A 22878-nucleotide genomic window follows, 5' to 3' on the forward strand; every position below is an offset into this window, starting at 1 on the left:
CGGTTGGCTGCTCGGTTGTCTGCGGACGTTCCCTAGCAACGCTAGCTTCAGAAGCGAAGCCATCAAAGCGTCGACAGAAAATCTAGCGCCGATAGAATCCGGGCCATGTCGATGCAGAAGCGCCGGGAGCGCGAACGAGCCGAGCGCGGGAAGCTGATCGTCACGGCCGCGCGGGAACTGGCGGAGACGGAAGGCTGGGACGCGGTCACCACCCGCCGCCTGGCCGCCGAGATCGAGTACAGCCAGCCCGTCCTCTACAGCCACTTCAAGAGCAAGGACGCGATCATGGTGGCGGTCGCGGGGGAGGGCTGCGCGGAGCTGGCGGAGGAACTGCGGGCCGCGCGGACAGCTGTGACCGGCGGTGCGCGGGAGGCCCTGGCCGCGGTGGCAGCGGCGTACACCGCCTTCGCCCGGCGCCGCCCCGCGCTCTACGACGCGATGTTCACCCACCGGGTCGACCTGCCGTTCGCCACCCCGGAGGCCCCTGTGGCCCTCCAGGAGGCCTTCGCCGAACTGCTCGCAGCGGTCCAGCCGGTCACGGCAAGGACCGACGACCCCGGCCTCCTGACGGAGACCTACTGGGCCTGCCTCCACGGCCTGACCACCCTGATCCGCAACGGCCGCCTCCCGGAAAAGACCCACACCCAACGACTTGAACTGCTGATCGGGCACTTTGCGGCGGGGGTGGAGTGAGGAGCGGGTCTCCTCGTTGGGGGCGGGGGTGGGGGGTTCCGCCGGGGGCTGGGGTTGAGATCCCTGCCGGGGCTGGGTTGGGGGGTCCCGCCGGGGGCTGGGGTTGAGATCCCTGCCGGAGCTGGGTTGGGGGGTCCCGCCGGGGGTTGGGGTTGAGATCCCTGCCGGGGCTGGGTTGGGGGTCCCGCCAGCGGTTGGGGTTGGGATCCCTGCCGGGGCTGGCGGTTGGTCCCCGCCGAGGGCCGGATGGAGTCCCGCCGGGGGCTGGGCTCAGTGACATCCCCGCCGGTGGTTGCTCAGGGGCTCGGAGCTCCGGCAAGGGGCAGGAGACGCAGTCCCTGCCCGGGGACGCAGTCCCTGCGGGACGCAGGCCCTGCCGAGTGCAGGGGACGCAGGCCCCGGCGGGTGCAGGGGACGCAGGCCCCGGCAGGTGCAGGGGACGCAGGCCCCGGCGGGGTCGGGGCGGAGCCCCGGCGGTTGGGGGGTGGCCGCCGGTGGTGGGTGACCCGCCGCTGGAAAGGGCACCTCTCCAGCGAGGTTGCACGGGTGGGCGGGTGGGCTACTCCTCCGCGGCCGCCGCAGGCAAAGCCGCTGCGGGGCGTTGCCAGCCCCGCGACCCCCTCGCCCGGAGCCACGCCGTCGTCTCCTCCGGTGGCATCGCCGCCGCGACCAGCCAGCCCTGGACGGCGTCGCAGCCGAGGTCGCGCAACCGCTCCCACGTCTCGTCGTCCTCGACGCCCTCGGCGACGACGAGGAGCCCGAGGGAGTGGGCGAGGTCGACGGTGCAGCGGACGATCTCCGCGTCCTCCGCGTCCACGGCGAGCCGAGCCACGAAGGAGCGGTCGATCTTCAGCTCGCTCACCGGCAGCCGCCGCAGATGGACCAGTGAGGAGTAACCGGTGCCGAAGTCGTCCAGGGACATCTTCACGCCGTGCCCGGTCAGCCCGTTGAGGGTGTCGGCGGCGCGCTGCGGGTCCTCCAGCAGGACGTGTTCCGTTATCTCGAGTTGGAGCGCTCCCGCGGGGACTCCGTGCCGGGCCAGCCGTGCCGCGACCGAGCCGGCGAAACCGGGCGTGTGGACGTCGCGCGGGGAGACGTTCACCGCGACCGGCACGTACAGCCCCTGCGCCCGCCACGCCGCGACCTGCCCAAGCGCCGTCTCCAGCACGTACTCCGTGAGGTGCGGCATCAGCCCGGAGGACTCGGCGATCGCTATGAACTCGTCCGGCGGCACCTTCCCCCGCTCGGGGTGCACCCAGCGGACCAGCGCCTCCAGGCCGGCGACCTGTCCGTCGAAGCGGACCTTCGGCTGGTAGTGCAGCTGGACCTCGTGGGCGTCGAGGGCGCGGCGCAGATCGCCCAGCAGGCCCAGCCGGTCGGGCGTGTTGGAGTCCCGCTTGGACTCGTAGACCTCGACACCCGTACGGTCCCGTTTGGCCTGGTACATCGCCACGTCCGCCCGGCGCAGCAGCCCCTCCGCGTCGAGGGCGTGGTCGGGGAAGACGGCGACGCCGGCGCTGGCCTCCAGGACGAGGGTGAGCCCGTCGAGGTCGAGGGGCGAGCTGAGGGCGGAGACGAGTCCGCGGGCGACGCGGGTCGCGGAGGTCGTGGAGTCGGCCACGGGGAGTAACACGGCGAACTCGTCGCCGCCGAGCCGCGCGACCTCGGCCCCGCGCGGGAGCGCGAGCCGCAGCCGGTCGGCTATCTGCAACAGCAGCCGGTCACCGGCGAGATGACCGAGCGTGTCGTTGACCGAACGGAAACGGTCGAGGTCGATCAGCATGAGCGCGGCTCGCGCGCCGATGCGCTCGGCGTCGTCCAGGGCGGTCCAGATGCGCTCCCCGAGCCACTGCCGGTTGGGCAGCCCGGTGAGCGGGTCGCGCAACTGCTCCTCGGCGCGGGCGCGGGCCATCCACAGGGTGGAGTCGAGGGCGATGAGCGGGATGGCGAACAGCGGCAGCAGGATCGGCTTCTCCACGGCCACCACGCACACCAGCGGGGCTATGCCGAGCAGGGCGACCGCGACCAGTCCCTGTCGGACCAGGGCGGTGCGGGCGACGGTGGGCAGGCCGCCCGCGCGAGGCGCGTGCAGATACCAGAGCAGGACGCGGGTGACGGCGAGATAGGCGACGGCGACCAGCACCACCTGCGGGGCGGTGTAGAGCGTCCAGGTGTCGGGGGTCCAGGGCCGCTCGACGGACGGCACCCGCCCGCCGGCCGCCAGCAGCAGCGCTCCGGCGCCGATGCCGAGGATGTCCACCGCGCCGTGCAGGACGCCCTGTCGCCAGCGGTGGCGCCGGGCTATGCCGACCAGGACGACGACGGTGAGGCTGACCAGGCCGGCGGGCAGCCAGCCGTAGAGCAGCAGGACGGCGAGGGTGAGGGCGGCGCCGGAGCCGGTGCCGCCCCACCAGCGGGCCCGGCCGAGCATCACCAGATGGCCGACGATGACGCCGGTCAGCACGGCCAGCGACCAGCCGACGGTGCCGGACGGGAAGAGGGCGTGGTCGCCGGTGAAGGCGCGGTAGAAGCCGGCACCGAGGGCGAACCCGGCCGCCGCGACGACCGCCGCGGGCAGCGCGGGCCAGGACAGGTGCCGTTCGGCTTCGCCGCCGGGCAGTGCGGAGGCATCGGCTGCGGCGGGGAGCCGGTCGGGCGCACGGGGGCCCACCGAGGTGTGCGGTGACCCGGCGCGCGCCTGGGCGCCCGGGGGCCGCTCTGACCACGCCACCCACCGGCTCCCCCACCAGGCGCCGGTGACCCGGCGCCGGCGCAGCCCTGACTCCGGGGCGGCGCTCTCGGTCGGTTCCATTCCCGTCCCTCTCACAGCCGGCGGTGCCCACGCCACGCGGCCCCCTGCCCGACAACAACCCTCGGGCGGCGCCGCGTTGGAAAACCCTTCCCCCCGCCCATGAAGAGCACGGGGATGCCCCGACCGCAGCTGGGCACGGCAGGCGCACATCTCAACAGTAGGCCGCGGAAGGCTTCCACGGGCAGCGGTCGAAGGCGGTTGCCCGAATGCGCCCCGGCCACCCGTATGCATCTGATATGCGCCGAACGGGTGGCCTTCAACCGCTGATCCTCGCTACTCCGCGACCGGAAGCGCGACTTCGGCCGCCGCCTCGGGCCCCTGTTCGAGGAGGACCGTGAAGCCGTCCTCGTTCAGAACAGGCACCTTGAGCTGCATCGCCTTGTCGTATTTCGATCCAGGGCTGTCGCCCACAACGACGAATGACGTCTTCTTCGAAACCGAACCGGTCACCTTCGCTCCACGGCTCTGCAGGGCGTCCTTGGCGCCGTCGCGGGTGAAGTTCTCGAGCGTGCCGGTCACGACGACCGTCAGGCCTTCGAGGGGGCGCGGGCCTTCGTCCTCGCCGGCGCCTTCCTCCTCCATGCGGACACCCGCGGCCTTCCACTTGCGGATGATCTCCTGGTGCCACTCCTCGGCGAACCACTCCTTGAGGGACTTGGCGATGATCGAGCCGACGCCGTCGGTGCCCGCCAGTTCCTCTTCCGAGGCCTGCTCGATCCGGTCGATCGAGCGGAAGCTGCGCGCGAGCGCCTCTGCCGCGACCGGCCCCACATGACGGATCGACAGACCGGTGAGGATGCGCGCGAGCGGGCGCTCCTTGGCCGCCGCGATGTTCTCCAGCATGGCAACCGCGTTCTTCTTCGGCTCGCCCTGTTGGTTGGCGAAGACCGTGACGATCTTCTCCTCGCCCGTCTTCGGGTCGCGCTTGGGCAGACCGCTGTCCTGGTCGAGGACGTACGCCTTGATGGGCAGCAACTGCTCGATGGTGAGGTCGAACAGATCGCCCTCGTTCAGCAGCGGCGGGTCGGCGGGCTCCAGAGGATTGGTCAGGGCGGCCGCGGCGACGTAGCCGAAGTGCTCGATGTCCAGCGCCTTGCGGCCGGCCAGGTAGAAGAGGCGCTCGCGCAACTGGGCGGGGCAGGCACGGGCGTTGGGGCAGCGCAGGTCGACGTCGCCCTCCTTCATCGGCCGGAGCGCCGTACCGCATGCCGGGCACTCGGACGGCATCACGAACTCGCGCTCGCTGCCGTCCCTGAGGTCGGCCACCGGACCGAGGATCTCCGGGATGACGTCACCGGCCTTGCGCAGCACCACCGTGTCGCCGATGAGAACGCCCTTGGCCTTGACCACGTCCTGGTTGTGCAGGGTGGCGAACTCGACCTCGGAGCCGGCCACGGTGACGGGCTCGACCTGGGCGTACGGTGTGACGCGGCCGGTGCGGCCGACGCCCACCTTGATGTCGACGAGCTGGGTGTTGACCTCTTCCGGCGCGTACTTGTAGGCGATCGCCCAGCGGGGTGCGCGGGCCGTGGAGCCGAGCCGGCCCTGGAGCCGGATCTCGTCGAGCTTGACCACCACGCCGTCGATCTCGTGCTCCACGGAGTGGCGGTTCCTGCCGTAGTGCGCGATGAACTCCCGTACGCCGTCGAGGTCGTCGACGACCTTGTTGTGCGCGGAGGTGGGCAGGCCCCAGCGCTTGAGGAGGTCATAGGCCTCGGAGAGGCGGGTCATGCCCTCGTAGCCCTCCAGGGCGCCGATGCCGTGGACGACCATGTGCAGGGGGCGGGTGGCCGTCACACGCGGGTCCTTCTGGCGCAGTGAACCGGCCGCCGCGTTGCGCGGGTTGGCGAAGGGCTTGTCGCCGGCCGCGACCAGGCGGGCGTTGAGCTCCTCGAACTTCTCCATCGGGAAGTAGACCTCGCCGCGGATCTCCACGAGCGTGGGGACGCCGTCGCCCGCGAGCCGGTCCGGGATCTCCGCGATGGTGCGCACGTTGGGCGTGATGTCCTCGCCGGTGCGGCCGTCGCCCCGGGTCGCCGCGCGCGTGAGCCGGCCGTTCTCATAGGTGAGGTTGACGGCGAGGCCGTCGACCTTCAGCTCGCACAGGAAGTGGTACGCGGAGGCGCCCACGTCCTTGTGGACGCGCTCGGCCCAGGCGGCCAGCTCCAGATCGTCGAAGGCGTTGTCCAGCGACAGCATGCGCTCGCGGTGCTGGACGGCCGTGAAGTCCGTCGCGTACGCGCCCGCGACCTTCTGCGTCGGCGAGTCGGGCGTGCGCAGCTCGGGATACTGCTCCTCCAGCGCCTCCAGGGAGCGCAGGAGCCGGTCGAACTCCGCGTCGCTGATGACGGGAGCGTCCTTCACGTAGTACCGGAAGCGGTGCTCCTCGATCTGCTCAGCGAGCTGCGCGTGCTGCTCCCGTGCCTCCGTGGGCACCGTCGTCTCCGCTTGCTTGTCGCCGGCCACCGTGTTGTCCTCCCGTTACTCTGGGTTGTCCGCGAGGGATCTCGCCGCCCGGACGCAGTGCGCGAGTGCCTGTCGCGCGTACGCGGGGGAAGCCCCCGCGAGGCCGCACGCCGGCGTGACGGTGACGGCTTCCGCGAGAAGCCCCGGTTGCAGCCCCAGCCTGCGCCACAGCGTCCTGACACCCATGACGCTACCGGCAGGGTCTGACAATGCCGTCTCCGTGCCCGGGACCACACCGGCGAAGAGCCGGGTACCCCCTTCCACGGCCTCGCCGATCGCGTCGTCGTCACGTTCGGTGAGGAGCGAGAAGTCGAAGGAGACAGCTGCCGCTCCGGCCCGGCGCAGGAGGGCGAACGGGACGTCCGGTGCGCACGAGTGGACCACGACGGGGCCGCCGTCGTGAACCCCGACGACGTCCCTGAGCGTGGCCTCGACGATCTGGCGGTCGACGGCCCGGTGGGTGCGGTAGCCGCTGGCGGTCCTCACCCGGCCGCGCAGTACGGCGGTGAGGGAGGGTTCGTCGAGCTGGAGGACGAGTTGGGCGCCGGGGACGCGGCGCTGGGTCTCCGCGAGGTGCTGGCGCAGGCCCTCCATGAGGGAGGCGGCCAGGTCGCGGCAGGCGCCGGGGTCGGAGAGGGCGGCCTCTCCGTTCTTCAGCTCCAGGTTGGCGGCGAGGGTCCAGGGGCCCACCGCCTGGACCTTCAGCGGGCCTTCGTATCCCTGGGTGAACTCCTCCAGTGCGTCGAGGTCCTCCCCCAGCCATGATCTGGCCCGCCGGGTGTCCCGGCCCGGGTGGTCCCCGATCCGCCAGCCGCTGGGCTCCACGCGCGCGTACAGCTCGACGAGCAGGCCCGCGGTGCGGCCGATCATGTCGGCGCCGGGGCCTCTTGCGGGGAGCTCGGCGAGGTACGGGAAGTCCTCGAACGAGCCGGTGACCGTCTTGGCGGCCTCCCTGGCGTCGCCGCCGGGCATGGAGCCGATGCCTGTGGCGGGGCCGAAGCTGAAGTGTGCGTTCACACAAGGAAGCCTACGGAGTCCGCCCCCGCCGCCCTTACCCGTCCCATCCTCCAGGGGCTCCGCCCCTTCGACCCCGCCCAGGGGCTCCGCCCCCTGCATCCCACGCGGGGCTGCCGCCCCGCACCCCGCTTCGGCCCTGAACGGGCCTCGTCCTCAAACTCCCCCAGAGGGGGTGCCCCCAGACGGGCTGAAATTTCCTGACCGGCGCTCGTCAGGCACCGCCGGACGGGCTGAAATGCCTGAGCGGCGCTCGTCAGGCACCGCCGGACGGGCTGAAATGCCTGAGCGGCGCTCGTCGGGCACCGCCGGGCGGGCTGGGCTGCGGGCTGCGGCGGCTGCTTCCTGTTCGAGCGAGTCGGGTGGTGGGTGGGCATAGGCCGGGGGTCCAGGGGGCGGAGCCCCCTGGCGGGGCCCAAGGGGCGGAGCCCTGGCGGGGGCTGAGGGGCGGAGCCCTGGCGGGGGCTGAGGGGCGGAGCCCTGGCGGGGGCTGAGGGGCGGAGGCCCTGGCGGGGGCTGAGGGGCGGAGGCCCTGGCGGGGGCTGAGGGGCGGAGGCCCTGGCGGGGGCTGAGGGGCGGAGGCCCTGGAGGTCGGGGAGGGTGGGGGCGGCGGGGGCGGGACCCTCACCGTCCCGGTCGCACCGTCACGTCGTTGATCTCCGCGTCCCTCGGCAGGTCGATCGCCGTGAGGATCGTCGTCGCGACCGACTCGGGGTCGATCCACTGGGCGGGGTCGTACTCCTTCCCCTCCTGCTGGTGGACCTTGGCCTGCATCGGGCTGGCCGTCCGCCCGGGGTAGACGGAGGTGACACGGACACCGTTGACGTGCTCCTCGTTGCGCAGGGAGTCCGCCAGCGCCTTGAGACCGTGCTTGGACGCCGCGTAGGCGGACCACTCGGCGGAGGCCCGCAGGCCGGCCCCGGAGTTCACGAAGACCACGTGACCACGGCTGGCACGGAGTTGGGGCAGGAAGTGGCGGGTCAGCTCGGCGGGTGAGACGAGGTTGACGTTGAGCTGGTGGCGCCAGGACTTGGGGGTCAGGTCGCCGACCGCGCCCAGGTCGACCACGCCGGCGATGTGCAGCAACGTGTCCACCCGCTCCGGCAGCGTCTGGTGCGAGAAGGCCCAGGACAGCCTGTCGGGGTCGGCCAGGTCGCCGACGAGCGTCCGCGCCCCGGGAAACTCCGCCGCCAGTTCCTTCGCACGCCCCGCGTCGCGCGCGTGCAGTACGAGTTCGTCCCCGCGCGCGTGCAGGCGGCGGGCGACGGCCGCACCGATGCCGGAACCCGCTCCGGTGATCACATGAGTAGCCATGCCCGCCATGCTCGCATCACCGGCGGCTCACTGGATGCCCTGCCATACGCGGGAAGAACCGGCGCCCCGCGAGCGCTTTTCCGATATGACCCATGGACACACGATCACGATCGAGCAGGGCACCCAGCACATCAGGGTCGTCCACCAGGACCGGGTGCTGGCCGAGAGCGACCGGCCCCTCGTCCTCAAGGAGACCGGCTGTCCCGTGCGGTACTACCTCCCCGCCGAGGACGTACGCCTGGACCTCCTCACCCCCTCCGACACCCACACGTACTGCCCGTTCAAGGGCACGGCGTCCTACTGGTCGCTGCCGGACGCGCCCGATCTGGTCTGGGCGTACGAAGACCCGAAACCGGACGTCGCCGCGATCAAGGGCCACCTCTGCTTCTTCGAGGTGGACGCTTCCGAGGGCTGATCGCGCCGGACGCGCAGGGGTGCGACGGACGGCCCCCTCCTCCACCCGTCGCAACCGCCCGCTCACGGGCGGTGGCAGGCCCCCTTCACGTGCGTGGACCGCCTCGCCGTCGTCCACGTCGTGTCCCCGATCCGGAAGTCGTCGCCGATCCGGAAGTCGTCGCCGATCCCGAAGTCGTCGCCGTTCACGTGACGGCCCTTCATGCCACTCCTCATCCGTGGTTCCGTTTCAGGGGGAGCCCGTTGTGCCGGGAGCCGGCCGAGCAGCACCGAGACTGCTGGGCCGCGCGGGGCCGGGGCAACGGCTCCCGGCTGTCCCGGACGGGGCGGGGGCTGTCCGGGCTGGTCAGGGCCCTGTCCGGAATTCCGTGCCGGACGACGCGGCATGACCGAATCCGCCGTTGCCCTCGCGCCGGGACTCCCACACCATGCGGTCATGGGGAACCTGGGAGAGCTGTCGCCGTACGAGGCCCGGGACGCCGCCGGTTTCGTCGCGTCGATGCAGCGGCTCAAGGAGCGCGCGGGGCTGACGTATCGCGAACTGGAGGAGCGGGCCGCCCGCAACGGTGACGTGCTGGCCCGCAGCACGCTGGCCGACATCCTGCGGCGGACGAGCCTTCCGCGCCCCGAGGTGCTGGCCGCGTTCGTCCACGCCTGCGGGGACGGGCCGCGCGTCGACGCCTGGCTGGACGCCAGGAACCGGCTCGCCGAGGATGCCGCCACCGCAGCCGTGTCCTCCGCCGTCCCCGGTCCCGGCTCCGGTTCCCACAGCGAAGCCGACGCCGGCACCGAAACCGAAGCAGAACCTGAAACCGAAGCCGAGGCTCCACCGCCCGCCGACCGATCCCCGGGCGCACGGCCGCACCGGGCCAAGGCCCGCAGGGGCGTGCTCGCGGCCGGTCTCCTGGTGCCGCTGCTCGCCCTGGCCGCCTGGGCGATGTTCCCCGACGACTCCGACGATCACGGCGCACCGTCCGGGTCGGCCACCGCCTCCCGGGCTCCCGTCGACGGCTGGGTCACCGTGCGGCCTCTGCGCACGCCGGACCTCTGCCTGACGGACGGACGGGACCGGGCCGGCGCCTACCCGAACGCCGTCGCCGTCCAGCTTCCCTGCGCCCGGGCCACCGTGCCGCGCACCTACCTGGAGCCGGCCGGCGAGGGCTTCTACCGCATCCAGTGGCACCATCCCCAGGAGGGGAAGGGCTGTCTGACCGTCATGAGCAGCGGCCCGGTGAAGGGGATGCTCGAGCCCCGGAACGACTGTGCCCAGGCCACGCTGTTCCATGTGGAGCCCGCCTCCGCCGACGCCGCCGACGGGTTCCGGCTTCGTCCGGCCCACAGCGGCAGGTGCGTCGGCATGGCCGGCGACGTCGGCGCCGAGGGAGCCGAAGCGGTCGAGGAACGCTGTACCGGCGCGGCCGACCAGCGCTTCCTCATCCGGACGGGCTGACGGTCGCCCGGCGGTCCGCACCGCGGACGCGGACGGCACGGCCCCGCCACACCGATAAGTTCCGTCACGTCTGACAGTCTCCACAGACATGGACAAGAAGACCCTTTCGCGCGACGGCACCTCCCTCGCGTACGAACGCAGCGGACAGGGCCCGGCGGTCGTCCTGATCAGTGGCGCGATGTCGACGGGCAGCACCGTGGCGCCCCTGGCCGGTCTCCTCGCGCACCACTTCACCGCCTTCTGGTACGACCGGCGGGGCCGCGGCGGCAGCGGCGACACGGCGCCGTACGCCGTGGAGCGCGAGATCGAGGACCTGGCGGCGCTGATCGACCTCGCGGGCGGCGAGGCGGCCCTGTACGGCATCTCGTCGGGCGGTGCGCTGGCGCTTCGGGCGGCGGCGAGCGGACTGTCGGTGAGCCGGGTGGCGGTGTACGAGACGCCGTTCGCGGACTTCTCGGAGGGCAGCGCCGAGGAGCGCGCCGCCTACACCGCGCGGCTGACCGAGGCGCTGGCGCAGGGCCGGCGCGGGGACGCGGTCGAGCTGTTCCTGCGGCTGACGGGCCTGGCCGAGGAGATGATCCGGGGCGCCCGCCAGTCGCCGATGTGGGCCGCCATGGAGGACATCGCCCCGACACTCGCGTACGACGACGCGGTGATGGGCGACGGGCTGGTGCCCCGGGAACTGCTGGCCACGATCGGTGTTCCGGTGCTGGCCGTGGCGGGCGCGGAGAGCCCGGCCTGGCAGCGTGAGGCCGGGCGCGCCGTCGCGGACGCGGTGCCGCGGGGAACGTACCGGACGCTGGAGGGTCAGGCGCACATCGTGGACCCGAACGTCCTCGCGCCGGTGCTCACCGAGTTCTTCACGCCGTAGACACGGGCGGGCGGACGGTCACACCGCGGCGGTCGTCGCGCGCGTGGTCGTGGCGATCGTCGCCGACCCCACCACGCGCGTGCCGTCGTACAGCACGATCGCCTGGCCCGGCGCCACGCCCCGGACCGGCTCCGCGAAGGTGACCTCCAGTCGGCCGTCGACCAGTTCGGCGGCCACCTCGGTCTCGCCGCCGTGGGCGCGCAGCTGGGCGGTGTAGGTGCCGGGGCCGGCCGGGGCGGTCCCGCACCAGCGGGGCTTGACGGCCGTCAGGCCCGTCACGTCGAGTGCCGCCGCGGGGCCGACGGTCACCGTGTTGTTCACCGGGGAGATGTCGAGGACGTAGCGCGGCTTGCCGTCCGCGGCTGGGGTGCCGATGCGCAGGCCCTTGCGCTGGCCGATGGTGAAGCCGTACGCGCCGTCGTGCGTGCCGAGCTTGTTGCCGGCCTCGTCGACGATGTCGCCCTCCGCCTTGCCCAGCCGCTTCGCCAGGAAGCCCTGGGTGTCGCCGTCGGCGATGAAGCAGATGTCGTGGGAGTCGGGCTTCTTGGCGACGGCGAGCCCCCTGCGCTCGGCCTCGGCGCGGATCTCGTCCTTCGTCGTCACCGTGTCACCGAGGGGGAAGAGCGCGTGGGCGAGCTGCTTGTCGTCCAGGACGCCGAGGACGTACGACTGGTCCTTGGCCATGTCGGAGGCGCGGTGCAGCTCGCGCGTGCCGTCCTCGTTCACGACGACCTTGGCGTAGTGGCCGGTGCAGACCGCGTCGAAGCCGAGCGCGAGCGCCTTGTCGAGGAGGGCGGCGAACTTGATCTTCTCGTTGCAGCGCAGGCAGGGGTTGGGGGTGCGGCCGGCCTCGTACTCGGCGACGAAGTCCTCGACGACGTCCTCGCGGAAGCGGTCCGCGAGGTCCCAGACGTAGAAGGGGATGCCGATGACGTCGGCGGCGCGGCGGGCGTCGCGGGAGTCCTCGATGGTGCAACAGCCCCGCGCGCCGGTGCGGAACGACTGGGGGTTCGCGGAGAGCGCGAGGTGGACGCCGGTGACGTCATGGCCGGCTTCCGCGGCGCGGGCGGCGGCGACGGCGGAGTCGACCCCGCCGGACATGGCGGCGAGTACGCGAAGGGGACGGGGGCGCTGCGAGGTCTCAGTCATAACGTTTCCAGGGTACGGGGCGCCGGGAACCGCGGCCCGCGAGTATCCGTTGTGGATCTCGAGGGCGGGGTGTGACGGGATACCGGGGCGAGGATGAGGGACGAAGAGGGGCAGGGCGGGCGCATGGGGGCGCGGAAGAAGGACGCGGACCGGCGGCTCGGGCGGCGTGCGCTGCTGGTCGGCGGGGCGGCGGCGGCCGTCGGGTCGGCGGTGCTGGCGCGTGACGAGCTGGCGAACCTGTGGTGGCGGCTGCCGGGGGTGCGCAAGTCGCGGGTGGAGGGCGCGGTCGACTTCCGGGGCGCGCAGTGGCTGGCGGCGTCGGAGGCGAACTTCCGCTGGGCGGACCGGCCCGACGACTACGGCATCGACATGGTGGTCATCCATGTCACCCAGGGCGATTTCGCGAGCGCTGTGAAGGTCTTCCAGGACCCGGCCCACAAGGCGGCCGCGCACTACATCGTCGGTCAGGACGGCCGCATCACCCAGATGATCCGCGAGCTGGACGTGGCGTACCACGCGGGCAACCGCTCGTACAACGAGCGGAGCATCGGCATCGAGCACGAGGGTTTCGTGGACCGCCCGCAGGACTTCACGGCCGCGATGTACGCGGCGTCCGCGCGCCTGACGGCCGGGATCTGCCGGCGGTACGACATACCCGTCGACCGCGAGCACATCATCGGGCACGTGGAGGTGCCGGGGACGGACCACACCGACCCGGGCGAGCACTGGGACTGGGACCGGTACATGAAGCTCGTGCGGGAGGCGCACACGGCCGCCGCCTGAGCGGGGCGACATCGACGTCGGTTACGTCAGTCCCGCCGCGCGGGCCCGTTCCACCACCGGGCCGATGGCCTTGGCGACCGCCTCGACGTCGGCCTCGGTGGAGGTGTGGCCCAGGGAGAAGCGGAGGGTGCCGCGGGCCAGGTCCGGGTCGGTGCCGGTGGCGAGCAGGACGTGGCTGGGCTGGGCGACGCCGGCGGTGCAGGCGGAGCCCGTGGAGCACTCGATGCCCTGGGCGTCCAGGAGCAGCAGCAGGGAGTCGCCCTCGCAGCCGGGGAACGTGAAGTGCGCGTTGGCGGGGAGGCGGCCCTCGGGTGCCGGGTCGCCGCCGAGGACGGCGTCCGGGACCGCCGAGCGGACCGCGGCGACCAGGGCGTCGCGCAGGGCGCCGACCTCGCGGGCGAACCACTCGCGCTGTTCGGCGGCGAGGCGTGCGGCGACCGCGAAGGAGGCGATCGCGGGGACGTCGAGGGTGCCGGAGCGGACGTGGCGCTCCTGGCCGCCGCCGTGCAGGACGGGTACGGGGGTGTACTCGCGGCCGAGGAGGAGCGCGCCGATGCCGTAGGGGCCGCCGATCTTGTGACCGGAGACCGTCATCGCGGCGAGGCCGGAGGCGGCGAAGTCGACGGGGATCTGACCGAAGGCCTGGACGGCGTCGGCGTGCAGGGGGACGCCGAACTCGGCGGCGGCGTCGGCGAGTTCGCGGACCGGCATGATCGTGCCGATCTCGTTGTTCGCCCACATGACGGTGGCCAGGGCGACGTCGCCGGGGTCGCGGGCGATGGCCTCGCGGAGCGCGTCCGGGTGGACCCGGCCGTAGGTGTCCACGGGGAGGTACTCGACGGTCGCGTCCTCGTGCTCGCCCAGCCAGTGCACGGCGTCGAGGACGGCGTGGTGCTCGACGGGGCTGGCGAGGACCCGGGTGCGGGCCGGGTCGGCGGCGCGGCGGGACCAGTACAGGCCCTTGACGGCGAGGTTGTCGGCCTCGGTGCCGCCGGAGGTGAAGACCACCTCGCTGGGGCGGGCGCCGAGCGCTTCCGCGAGGGTCTCGCGCGCTTCCTCGACCGTGCGGCGGGCCTGGCGGCCGGATGCGTGGAGGGAGGAGGCGTTGCCGGTGATGCTCAGGTGGGCGGTCAGTGCCTCTGCCGCCTCCGGGAGCATCGGGGTGGTCGCGGCGTGGTCGAGGTAAGCCATGGTGAGGCGATTCTACGGCGCGCCGGTGAGGGGCCTCGCGGCAAGGTGGGCCGGGGTCGCAGCGAGGTCGCGCGCCTTACCTGGCCTGCGCCTGGCGTGGGTGGCGACGCACCCGGCACGCCGGCTGTGCCGGCTCTCCCCCACTCTCGGTTTCGCTCTGGCGGGAGGGACTCCCGTGCGCGGGAGAGGACTTCCGTCGCCCGGGCGCAGGGCTGCCCCCTGCGGTATCGGCGATCGCAGGCCGGCCGCCCGCAGTCGGCGCCGGCGGTCGCCGGCCGGCGTCCCGCGGGCACGGCCCGACGGTGGGGTGCCGGACTCCCGCAGGCCGGACCGGCGGCCCGAAGATCCCGCGGACATCCTGGGAAGCCCTCAGAAGCTCCACGAGATCGTCGAGTCCGCCTGCATGAAGGCCGCCAGGACCACCAGGTCGGCGATGCCCAGGGTCAGGCCGAGCCAGGCGCGGCCTCGGCGCTTGGTGCCGCGGGCGAGGGCCACGGTCGCCAGGACGATGGCGATCGGACCGAGGAAGACATTGAGGACGAGGAGGCCCACGAGGCCGAGGATGAAGGACGCGACGGCCATGCCGTCGGTGTCGCGGATGCCGGTGCGGCGCGTGGCCGGTGCGGTGAGCTGCATGGTCGTTCCGCTCCTTCCGGTCAGTGGGTCGAGGTGTGGTGACGGCGGCCGTGGCGCTCGCGGAGCGCGAAGATGCCGAGCCAGGCGGCGATCACGACGGCGGCGACGAGGCTGAAGCCGAGCGGCGCGTGGGCCACGGTGCCCATCACGACGCCGAGCAGCAGCAGTGCGGCGACGAGGAACAGCATGGGATCGAATCCCCCTCCGTAAAGTTTCGGTGAACAGTTGTGGTTACAGTTGTTCACTGACTCCTGAGTCTATCGCGTCCTACGGCTTTGCAATTACGGAGAACAGTTGTTAACTGGATGACATGAGTCACACCCTCGGCCTCCGGCAGGCCCAGAAACAGAAGACCAGGCAGGCGCTCCTGGACGCCGCCCTGGGACTGCTGGAGGAACAGAGCCTGAGCAGCCTGGGCCTGCGCGAGGTCACCCGCGCCGTCGGGGTCGCCCCGACCGCCTTCTACCGGCACTTCCGCTCCATCGCGGATCTCGGCGTGGCCCTGGTCGAGGAGGCACTGGGCAGCCTCCACCCGATGATCCGGACCACCGTGACGGCCGCCGACTCCAGCGACGAACGCATCACGCGCGCTGTCGAGTTGATCGCCCGTCATGTACACGCGTACCCCGCACATGTCCGTTTTATCGCCCGTGAGCGACATGGCGGGGTCCAGCCGGTCCGTGAGGCGATACGCGACCAACTGGCCCGGTTCGCCGAGGAGGTGAAGGCCGAGCTGGCCAAGGACGCCGAGGCGGAGGGCTGGAGCGAGGACGACCTGCTGATGCTCTCGCACCTCTACGTGGACCAGATGCTCGTCACGGCCTCGCTCTTCCTGGAGGCCCAGGAGGCCGCGGCGGGCGGCGAGGTCCCCGCCGAGGAACGGGAGCGTGTCACCCGGCTCGCGACCCGCCAGATGCGGCTGATCAGCATCGGCCGCCATCACTGGCTCGACTGAGCCGGCCCACGCCATGCGGGAGGGCGGCCTCCTCGTCTCCGAGGGGGCCGCCCTCCCGCGTGGATGCACAGGGAACCGTGGATGCACAGCGACCATGGATGCGCAGTGGAACCAGGGACGCGCAAGGACGTGCGGGGATCCGCCGGTCAGCCCTGCTGCTGCGCCCGCTACCCCTGCTGCTGCGCCTGCTGCCCCTGCTGCTGCCCCTGACCGCCGCCCGGCCCGCCGCAGCCGCCGCCCTGGCCACCGCCGGGCCCGCCCTGCCCGCCCCCGCCGGGCCCACCGCTCGGCATGCCCGACGGAACGCCGGTCGGTGTGCCGGTGGGCGCTCCCGAAGGCGCACCCGACGGAGCCCCCGAGGTGGCACCGGTGGGCGCCCCCGAAGAACCACCGGAGGGCGCCCCTGATGGCGCCCCGCTCGGCATCCCGGACGGCGCCTGACACGCCTGCCGCCCGGACGTACCGCTGTTCGTGGCCGACGAGTCGCCCGAGCCGCAGGCCACCAGCGCCAGGGGCGAGAGCGCCAGCAGGGCCACCGCGGGGACGAGACGCACCGGCTTGAGCACACGCTTCATGAGAGACCACTCCAAGGAGGATGAGGAAGTCCTGAGGTGCGGGCACTCAACCAACGGCGCCTGGGGCTTCCTTGAGGCCTCCCTGTTCCCCTCCTGTCAGCCAGGTAAAGCGCACCTCAAGACGCCACTCTGACCTGGGAGTTCACGCGGGAGCGCACTCCGCGCCCTGGTACAGCTCCGTGACACGACGGCGCAACTGCTCCCACCGGTCGGCGAGTTCGATGCCGACGCGGGCGTCACCCCTGCCGCCCGTCACCCCAGCCTGACCCGCGCCAGTTGCCGCGACTGCGCCACCAGCCGGTCCTCGCTGTCCCACACCTCGGCGTCCTCCTCCAGGAAGCCGCCCGCGAGGTTGCGGGTCGTGATGGAGACACGCACCGGGCCGGGGGCCGGACGGGAGCGGACGTGGACGGTGAGTTCGACCGTCGGGACCCAGCCGGCGATGCCGAGGTCGAAGGCGGTGGGCGGCAGGGCGTCCACCGCGAGCAGCAGCGCGAGCGGGTCGGCGTCGCGGCCGTCGGCCAGGCCGAACCAGGCCCGCATCTCGCCCTTGCCGGAGGGCTGTCCGAGCGCCCAGCCGATGGTCGACGGGTCGAGCTTGAGCATCAGCCGCTCGGCGATGGGCTGCTGGTCGGCGTCGGGGGTGGGCCCGTCCTCGGGGCCGAAGCACTGGCTGATCGGCGGGATGGCCGGGGGCTTCGCGGCGGTGCGGACGTCGTCGGGCAGCGCGTCGAGGTCGCCGTAGGAGGCGAGGACACGGATGCGTTCGACCTCGCGGCCCTCCGCGTCGTACTGGAAGAGGGAGGCCTGGCCGGTGGAGAGGGTGCGGCCGGTGCGGACCGTCTCGGTGCGGACGACCGCCGGGCCGGGGCGGGAGGCGCTGAGGTAGTGCGCGGTGAGGGTGAACGGGTCGCTGTGCGGCAGGGTGTCGGCCAGCGCGCGGCCCAGGACGGCGAGCAGGTAGCCGCCGTTGACGGCGCCGAAGATCGTCCAGCCGGCCGAGAGGTCGGCGTCGTAGACGCCGGGCTCGCGCGGGATGACGGCGGTGTCGCGGTCGAACTCGCTGTCGCCGAGGGCGGCGGGGGCGGTGGCTGCTTCAGGCATGCCTGAACGGTACAACAGGTAATTACTAAGCGGTAGCTTTCTCCCTGGTCACACGGCCCTTCTCAGCCACGACCGAGGTGAAGTCCGGGCAATTTCCCGGTAAGTGTCCGTACTCGTCCGTAAACCTCGAGCCCGCTTTTTCCCTCTCCAGGGACATGAGCCTCACCGGGACTCCGTTCCTCTCCACCCTGATCGTGCTGTCCGTCGTCGCCGTCGCCCTGCCCTTGCTGCTGTGGTCGCGTCTGCGCGGACCCCGGGTCCTGCGGGCCGCGGCCCGGATGCTGATGCTGCTGTTCGCCCAGGGCACCGCCGTCGCCCTGGTCTTCGTCCTGGTCAACAACTCCAACAACCTGTACGACAACTGGGACGACCTCCTCGGCACCGGCACCCATGTGCAGCAGGCCACCGACCTCGGCGCCGACGGCACCGGCGGCATCGCGGTGGAGCGCCTGCCGAAGGTCCGGCAGGAGTTCGCCCAGGCCGAGGGGCCCGCCATGCACGCGGCCGGCGGGGTGCGCGTCACCCAGGTCAAGGGCCGAATCTCCGGCGTGAACGCCGAGGTCTACGTCTGGCTGCCCCCGCAGTACGACGACCCCGCCTACCGGCACCGCGCCTTCCCCGTCGTCGAACTGCTGCCGGGCTACCCGGGATCGGCGAAGTCCTGGTTCGGGACGCTGCACGCGCACGAGCAGCTGCTGCCGCTGATGAAGGAGGGCAAGATCGCGCCGTTCATCCTGGTCGCGCCGCGCACCACGCTGCTGCCCGGGGTGGACACCGGCTGCGCGAACATCCCCGGCACCGTCAACGCCGACTCCTGGCTGAGCCTCGACGTACCGAAGATGGTCATGGACAACTTCCGGGCCCAGCCCGCGCCCAAGGGCTGGGCGGTCGCCGGGTACTCGGCCGGGGGGCACTGCGCGGCCAAGCTGGCCGTCGCCCACCCCGACCGCTACCGGGCCGCGGTGAGCCTGTCCGGCTACAACGATCCGATCGTCGAACGCACCTCCCTGGCCGCGCAGAGCCGCGCCCTGCGCGAGCAGAACAACCCCTACGTGCTGCTGCGCAAGGCCGCCGCGCCGCCGGGCGTCGCCCTCTACGTGTCCGGTCAGCCCGGCGACGGCTACGAGGCCGGCATGGCGCTGCAGCAGGAGGCCAAGGCGCCGACGACCGTGCACGTCGTCTACGTCCCGAGGAGCGCCGGCGGTCACACCATGGCGCTGTGGCGGCCGCAGGTGGTGCCGGCGTTCCGCTGGCTGACCGTGCAGATGGGTCAGGCCCACACCCTGCGGGACACTACTCCTCACGAACCGTCGAACGACGGTTCCAAGCACGCGGAGCTCGCCAGTGGAACCGCATCGCGAGCAACCGCAGGACGAAGGCCGTGACCGCGGCCACCCCGCTGGCCAGCGGGGTGAGAACGTCGTAGCGGATGCAGAGCACCACCATCGTGGCGCCGACGATCGCCGGGACCGCGTAGAGGTCGCGGTCCCAGCGCAGCAGCGAGGGCACCTCGTTGGCGAGGACGTCCCGCAGCACACCGCCGCCGACGGCGGTGGCCAGGCCCATGACCGCCGACGAGGTGAGGCCCAGGCCGTGGTCGTACGCCTTCGTCGTGCCCGTGACGCAGAACAGGCCGAGGCCGGCCGCGTCGAAGACGTTCACGCCCGTCTGAATGCGCTCCACGTGCGGGTGGAGGAAGAAGACCAGCAGGGCGGCGAGCAGCGGGGTGAGGAAGTACCCCAGATCCGTGAAGGCCGCGGGCGGTACGGCGCCGATGACCACGTCCCGGAACAGCCCGCCGCCCAGCGCGGTGACCTCGGCCAGCACGGCGATGCCGAAGACGTCGAAGTTCTTGCGGACGGCCAGCAGCGCACCGGAGATGGCGAAGACGAAGATGCCGATCAGGTCGAGGGTGTGCTGAACGGAGGGACTGAAGAGTTGCTGGAGCACCCTTCCATTCTCACCCAGCACAAAGCCCCCGCCTTACATTGCAAGGCGGGGGCTCTTTCTGGCTTACTTCTCGTCGGCTTCCTTGGTGACCTGGGTCTCCTTGGGGGCCTTTGTCTCCGTGGCGCCCTCGGTCTCCGTGACGCCCTCGGTCTCCGCGGCGTTCCGGGGCTCCTCGGCGGCCTCGGTCTCCGCGGCGGCCTCGACCTCCGCCGCCACCGCCGCCGAGGTCTCCGCCGACTCCGCGAGCACCTCGTCGGCCACCAGCTCCGCCGCCTCCTTCGCGACGGTCAGCAGCACGGTGTCCTGCGGGGCCTGGTCCGCGAAGTTCTCCGGGTGGTGGCAGGCCACCTGCTGGCCGGGCCGCAGCTCGACCAGCTTGGGCTCGGTGGTCTTGCAGATCTCCGTCGCCTTCCAGCACCGGGTGTGGAAGCGGCAGCCGCTCGGCGGGGAGATCGGCGAGGGCACGTCGCCCTTGAGCAGGATCCGCTCGCTCTGGGCGTTCTTGCGCTTCGGGTCCGGGATCGGCACCGCCGACATCAGCGCCTTGGTGTACGGGTGCATCGGCGTCTTGTACAGCAGGTCCCGGTCGGCCAGCTCGACGATCTTGCCGAGGTACATGACCGCGATCCGGTCCGAGACGTGCCGGACGACCGAGAGGTCGTGCGCGATGATCACGTACGTCAGGCCGAGCTCCTCCTGGAGGTCGTCCAGCAGGTTCACCACCTGGGCCTGGATCGACACGTCCAGCGCGGACACCGGCTCGTCCGCCACGACCAGCTTCGGGTTGAGCGCGAGCGCGCGGGCGATGCCGATGCGCTGGCGCTGACCGCCGGAGAACTCGTGCGGATAGCGGTTGTAGTGCTCGGGGTTGAGACCGACCACCGACAGCAGCCGCTGGACCTCCTTCTTGATGCCGCCCTCGGGCTCGACGCCCTGCAGCTTGAAGGGGGCGCCGACGATCGTGCCGATGGTGTGGCGCGGGTTCAGCGACGAGTACGGGTCCTGGAAGATCATCTGCACGTCGCGGCGCAGCGGACGCATGCCCGCGACGCCGAGGTGCGTGATGTCCTTGCCCTCGAACTCGACCGTGCCGCCGGTCGGTTCGAGCAGCCGGGTGATCAGCCGGCCCATCGTGGACTTGCCGCAGCCGGACTCGCCCACCACACCGAGCGTCTCGCCGGAGCGGACCTCGAAGTCCAGCCCGTCGACCGCGTGCACCGCGCCGACCTGCCGCTGGAGCAGGCCCTTCTTGATCGGGAAGTGCTTCTGCAGGCCGGTGACCTTCAGCAGTACCTCGCCGTCGGCACGACGGGTGCCGTCAGCCTGCGCGGGAATCGTCACCGCTTTCTCGTCACTCACAGCTTCGGCGCAATCTCTTCGGTCCAGATACGCTCCCGCTGCTCCTTGCTCAGGTGGCAGGCCGCCCAGTGCCGGCTGCCGACCTCGGCGAGCTCCGGGCGGACGGTGCGGGTGACGTTGTCCTTCGGGAGGTCCGCGTACGGGCAGCGCGGGTTGAAGGCACAGCCGGACGGGACGTTGATCAGGGAGGGCGGGGAGCCCTTGACCGGGATCAGGCGCTCCTGCTGCTCGCGGTCGAGACGCGGCATCGAGCCGAGCAGGCCCCAGGTGTAGGGGTGGCGGGGCTCGTAGAACACCTTCTCGGCGGGTCCGCGCTCGACACAGCGGCCGCCGTACATCACCAGGATGTCGTCGGCCAGTTCGGCGACGACGCCCAGGTCGTGGGTGATGACGATGACCGCGGAGCCGAACTCCTTCTGCAGGTCGCGGATGAGGTCGAGGATCTGCGCCTGGACGGTCACGTCGAGGGCGGTCGTCGGCTCGTCCGCGATGAGCAGCTCGGGGTTGTTGACCAGCGACATCGCGATCATCGCGCGCTGGCGCATACCGCCGGAGAACTCGTGCGGGTAGTTGTCGACGCGCTTGTCCGGCTGCGGGATGCCCACCCGGTCGAGCATCTCGACCGCACGGCGCTTGGCGGTCTTCTTGTCGACGTCGTGGTGGATGCGGTACGCCTCCACGATCTGCTGGCCGATCGTGTAGTACGGGTGCAGCGCCGACAGCGGGTCCTGGAAGATCATCGCCATCTCGCGGCCACGCAGCTTGCGCACGTGGTCGGGGTCGGCGGAGAGCAGCTCGGTGCCGTCGAGCCAGATCTCGCCGGAGATCTGCGCCTTGCGCTTGCCGTACTGGCCGGCGGTGTGCAGGCCCATGATGCCGAGCGAGGTCACCGACTTGCCGGAGCCGGACTCGCCCACGATGCCGAGGGTCTTGCCCTTCTCCAGCTGGAAGCTGAGCCCGTCGACGGACTTGACCAGGCCGTCGTCGGTCGGGAAGTGCACCTTCAGGTCGCGCACTTCGAGGAAGGCGGTCGGCGCGGGAGAGGGGCCCGTGGGCTCGCCCACGGCGGCTCCCGTCTTGCTGAGTTCCGTCATGAGAGCCTCACTCGGGGGTCGATCACGGCGTACAGGATGTCCACCACGAGGTTGGCGAAGAGCACCGCGAGAGAAGTGATCAGGGTGACGCCCACGATGATGGGCAGGTCCTGGTTCCGGATGGCGTCGAGCACGGCCCGGCCGAGACCGGGCAGGTTGAACGCGGACTCGGTCAGGATCGCGCCGCCGATGAGGGCGCCGAGGTCCATGCCAAGCATGGTCAGGATGGGCGTCATCGTCGAGCGCATGGCGTGCTTGCCGATGACGGTCCGCTCCCTGAGGCCCTTCGCGCGGGCGGTGCGGATGTAGTCCTCGCCGAGGATCTCCAGCATGGTGGCTCGGGTGATCCGGGCGTACATCGCCGCGTACAGGAAGGCGAGGGTGATCCAGGGCAGGATCATGCCGCCGAACCACCCGCCGACGCTGTCCTCCAGCGGCACGTACTGCGCGTCGATCCAGTTCAGCCCGAAGGCGAAGATCGCCAGGCTGAGCATGGCGGTGAAGTAGATGGGCAGGGAGACGCCCGCCAGGGCGATCACCATCGCGCCGCGGTCCCACAGGGTGCCCCGCTTGAGCGCGGAGAGCACGCCGGCCGCGACACCGAAGAGCAGCCACAGCACGGCGGCGCCGAGCGCGAGACCCAGGGTCACCGGGAAGCGGTCGGTCAGCACCGGCCAGACGGCCTGCTCGCTGCGGAAGGAGTAGCCGAAGCACGGTGCGGAGCAGTGGATGGTGTCGCCACCGCCCGTGTAGGTGCGGCCGGCGAAGACGCCCTTGAAGAACTCCCAGACCTGGGAGTAGATCGGGTCGCCCAGGCCCAGCTTCTGCCGGACGCCCTCGATCGCGGCAGGGTCGGCCTGCTTGCCCACGAAGCTCAAGGCGATGTCGACGCCCGCCCACTTCGGGACGAGGAAGAAGATGCCGAAGACCACCATGATGATGACCACGAGCATCACTGCGGCGGCGAACAACCGCCTGATGAGGTAAGCGAGCACAGCTCTCGGCCCGCCGCGGACCGCGGGCCACCGGTGGGGGTACCTCCCACGCC

At 71.9% G+C, this 22878-nt stretch carries 22 protein-coding genes; 7 read left to right on the forward strand and 15 right to left on the reverse strand.

Annotated elements, in window-relative coordinates:
- Positions 1-105: 105 nt before the first annotated feature.
- Positions 106-693: a TetR/AcrR family transcriptional regulator gene (locus ACPT94_RS35280; RefSeq protein ID WP_425247720.1), complete on the forward strand. Its 588-nt coding sequence runs from the start codon at positions 106-108 to the stop codon at positions 691-693.
- A gap of 559 nt (positions 694-1252) precedes the next feature.
- Here the strand turns inward: ACPT94_RS35280 and ACPT94_RS35285 are convergent.
- The 4 genes from ACPT94_RS35285 to ACPT94_RS35300 all read right to left on the reverse strand — a co-directional run bounded on the left by ACPT94_RS35285 (position 1253) and on the right by ACPT94_RS35300 (position 8308).
- Positions 1253-3505, reverse strand: coding sequence for a putative bifunctional diguanylate cyclase/phosphodiesterase (locus tag ACPT94_RS35285; RefSeq protein WP_360351112.1), 2253 nt, complete (start codon positions 3503-3505; stop codon positions 1253-1255).
- Positions 3506-3778: 273 nt separating this feature from the next.
- Positions 3779-5971, reverse strand: coding sequence for an NAD-dependent DNA ligase LigA (gene ligA / locus ACPT94_RS35290; protein ID WP_425247721.1), 2193 nt, complete (start codon positions 5969-5971; stop codon positions 3779-3781).
- 15 nt (positions 5972-5986) lie between these two features.
- Entirely contained in the window at positions 5987-6988 is a 1002-nt protein-coding gene (locus ACPT94_RS35295) for a methionine synthase (protein ID WP_425247722.1), read from the reverse strand.
- Between the two features lie 621 nt (positions 6989-7609).
- On the reverse strand, positions 7610-8308 hold the full coding sequence (locus ACPT94_RS35300; protein WP_360349803.1) for an SDR family oxidoreductase: 699 nt from the start codon (positions 8306-8308) through the stop codon (positions 7610-7612).
- Between the two features lie 76 nt (positions 8309-8384).
- On the opposite strand from ACPT94_RS35300, the gene ACPT94_RS35305 reads away from it, so the two are divergent.
- Positions 8385-8714, forward strand: a complete 330-nt coding sequence (locus ACPT94_RS35305; RefSeq protein ID WP_425247723.1) for a DUF427 domain-containing protein — start codon at positions 8385-8387, stop codon at positions 8712-8714.
- Positions 8715-8776: 62 nt separating this feature from the next.
- Here the strand turns inward: ACPT94_RS35305 and ACPT94_RS35310 are convergent, their stop codons facing one another.
- Positions 8777-8917: a hypothetical protein gene (locus ACPT94_RS35310; protein ID WP_425247724.1), complete on the reverse strand. Its 141-nt coding sequence runs from the start codon at positions 8915-8917 to the stop codon at positions 8777-8779.
- Between the two features lie 232 nt (positions 8918-9149).
- On the opposite strand from ACPT94_RS35310, the gene ACPT94_RS35315 reads away from it, so the two are divergent.
- Together ACPT94_RS35315 and ACPT94_RS35320 are read left to right on the forward strand one after the other, a co-directional pair.
- On the forward strand, positions 9150-10163 hold the full coding sequence (locus tag ACPT94_RS35315) for an XRE family transcriptional regulator (protein ID WP_425247725.1): 1014 nt from the start codon (positions 9150-9152) through the stop codon (positions 10161-10163).
- 88 nt (positions 10164-10251) lie between these two features.
- Positions 10252-11034 (forward strand): alpha/beta fold hydrolase, encoded by a 783-nt coding sequence (locus ACPT94_RS35320; protein ID WP_425247726.1) that lies wholly within the window; start codon positions 10252-10254, stop codon positions 11032-11034.
- Between the two features lie 18 nt (positions 11035-11052).
- On the opposite strand, the gene mnmA is transcribed toward ACPT94_RS35320, so the two are convergent.
- Positions 11053-12183, reverse strand: coding sequence for a tRNA 2-thiouridine(34) synthase MnmA (gene mnmA, locus ACPT94_RS35325; RefSeq protein WP_360349788.1), 1131 nt, complete (start codon positions 12181-12183; stop codon positions 11053-11055).
- Positions 12184-12306: 123 nt separating this feature from the next.
- Between mnmA and ACPT94_RS35330 the strand changes: the two genes are divergently transcribed.
- A complete protein-coding gene (locus tag ACPT94_RS35330) occupies positions 12307-12966 on the forward strand; it encodes an N-acetylmuramoyl-L-alanine amidase (protein WP_360349806.1) in 660 nt (219 codons plus the stop codon).
- 21 nt (positions 12967-12987) lie between these two features.
- On the opposite strand, the gene ACPT94_RS35335 is transcribed toward ACPT94_RS35330, so the two are convergent.
- The 3 genes from ACPT94_RS35335 to ACPT94_RS35345 all read right to left on the reverse strand — a co-directional run bounded on the left by ACPT94_RS35335 (position 12988) and on the right by ACPT94_RS35345 (position 14981).
- On the reverse strand, positions 12988-14157 hold the full coding sequence (locus tag ACPT94_RS35335; RefSeq protein WP_360349785.1) for a cysteine desulfurase family protein: 1170 nt from the start codon (positions 14155-14157) through the stop codon (positions 12988-12990).
- Between the two features lie 369 nt (positions 14158-14526).
- Positions 14527-14793: a DUF4190 domain-containing protein gene (locus ACPT94_RS35340; RefSeq protein WP_360349782.1), complete on the reverse strand. Its 267-nt coding sequence runs from the start codon at positions 14791-14793 to the stop codon at positions 14527-14529.
- 20 nt (positions 14794-14813) lie between these two features.
- Positions 14814-14981 (reverse strand): hypothetical protein, encoded by a 168-nt coding sequence (locus ACPT94_RS35345; RefSeq protein ID WP_360349780.1) that lies wholly within the window; start codon positions 14979-14981, stop codon positions 14814-14816.
- A 122-nt stretch (positions 14982-15103) separates the two neighbouring features.
- Here ACPT94_RS35345 and ACPT94_RS35350 point away from each other — a divergent pair, with 122 nt between their 5' ends.
- Positions 15104-15748 carry a TetR family transcriptional regulator gene (locus tag ACPT94_RS35350; protein WP_425247727.1) on the forward strand — a complete coding sequence of 215 codons (645 nt, stop codon included), beginning with the start codon at positions 15104-15106 and terminating at the stop codon, positions 15746-15748.
- Positions 15749-15915: 167 nt separating this feature from the next.
- On the opposite strand, the gene ACPT94_RS35355 is transcribed toward ACPT94_RS35350, so the two are convergent.
- Complete coding sequence (locus tag ACPT94_RS35355; RefSeq protein WP_425247728.1) at positions 15916-16323, reverse strand: hypothetical protein; 408 nt, start codon at positions 16321-16323, stop codon at positions 15916-15918.
- A gap of 252 nt (positions 16324-16575) precedes the next feature.
- Positions 16576-17427, reverse strand: a complete 852-nt coding sequence (locus ACPT94_RS35360) for a thioesterase family protein (protein ID WP_360349772.1) — start codon at positions 17425-17427, stop codon at positions 16576-16578.
- Between the two features lie 155 nt (positions 17428-17582).
- Here ACPT94_RS35360 and ACPT94_RS35365 point away from each other — a divergent pair, with 155 nt between their 5' ends.
- Positions 17583-18812 carry an alpha/beta hydrolase gene (locus ACPT94_RS35365; protein ID WP_360349769.1) on the forward strand — a complete coding sequence of 410 codons (1230 nt, stop codon included), beginning with the start codon at positions 17583-17585 and terminating at the stop codon, positions 18810-18812.
- On the opposite strand, the gene ACPT94_RS35370 is transcribed toward ACPT94_RS35365, so the two are convergent.
- The 4 genes from ACPT94_RS35370 to ACPT94_RS35385 form a co-directional block, all read right to left on the reverse strand.
- Entirely contained in the window at positions 18721-19377 is a 657-nt protein-coding gene (locus ACPT94_RS35370) for a trimeric intracellular cation channel family protein (protein WP_360349766.1), read from the reverse strand. The two genes, ACPT94_RS35365 and ACPT94_RS35370, sit on opposite strands and share 92 nt — an antisense overlap.
- Positions 19378-19440: 63 nt before the next feature.
- A complete protein-coding gene (locus tag ACPT94_RS35375; RefSeq protein ID WP_425247729.1) occupies positions 19441-20736 on the reverse strand; it encodes an ABC transporter ATP-binding protein in 1296 nt (431 codons plus the stop codon).
- The gene (locus ACPT94_RS35380; protein WP_425247730.1) at positions 20733-21830 is read right to left on the reverse strand and encodes an ABC transporter ATP-binding protein; all 1098 of its coding nucleotides are present in this window, start codon (positions 21828-21830) and stop codon (positions 20733-20735) included. The genes ACPT94_RS35375 and ACPT94_RS35380 overlap by 4 nt, the downstream gene beginning before the upstream one ends.
- On the reverse strand, positions 21827-22825 hold the full coding sequence (locus ACPT94_RS35385; protein WP_360349757.1) for an ABC transporter permease: 999 nt from the start codon (positions 22823-22825) through the stop codon (positions 21827-21829). The genes ACPT94_RS35380 and ACPT94_RS35385 overlap by 4 nt, the downstream gene beginning before the upstream one ends.
- Between the last annotated feature and the right edge of the window lie 53 nt (positions 22826-22878).

It is taken from the genome of Streptomyces aurantiaciflavus, assembly GCF_049808595.1.
Taxonomy (GTDB): domain Bacteria; phylum Actinomycetota; class Actinomycetes; order Streptomycetales; family Streptomycetaceae; genus Streptomyces.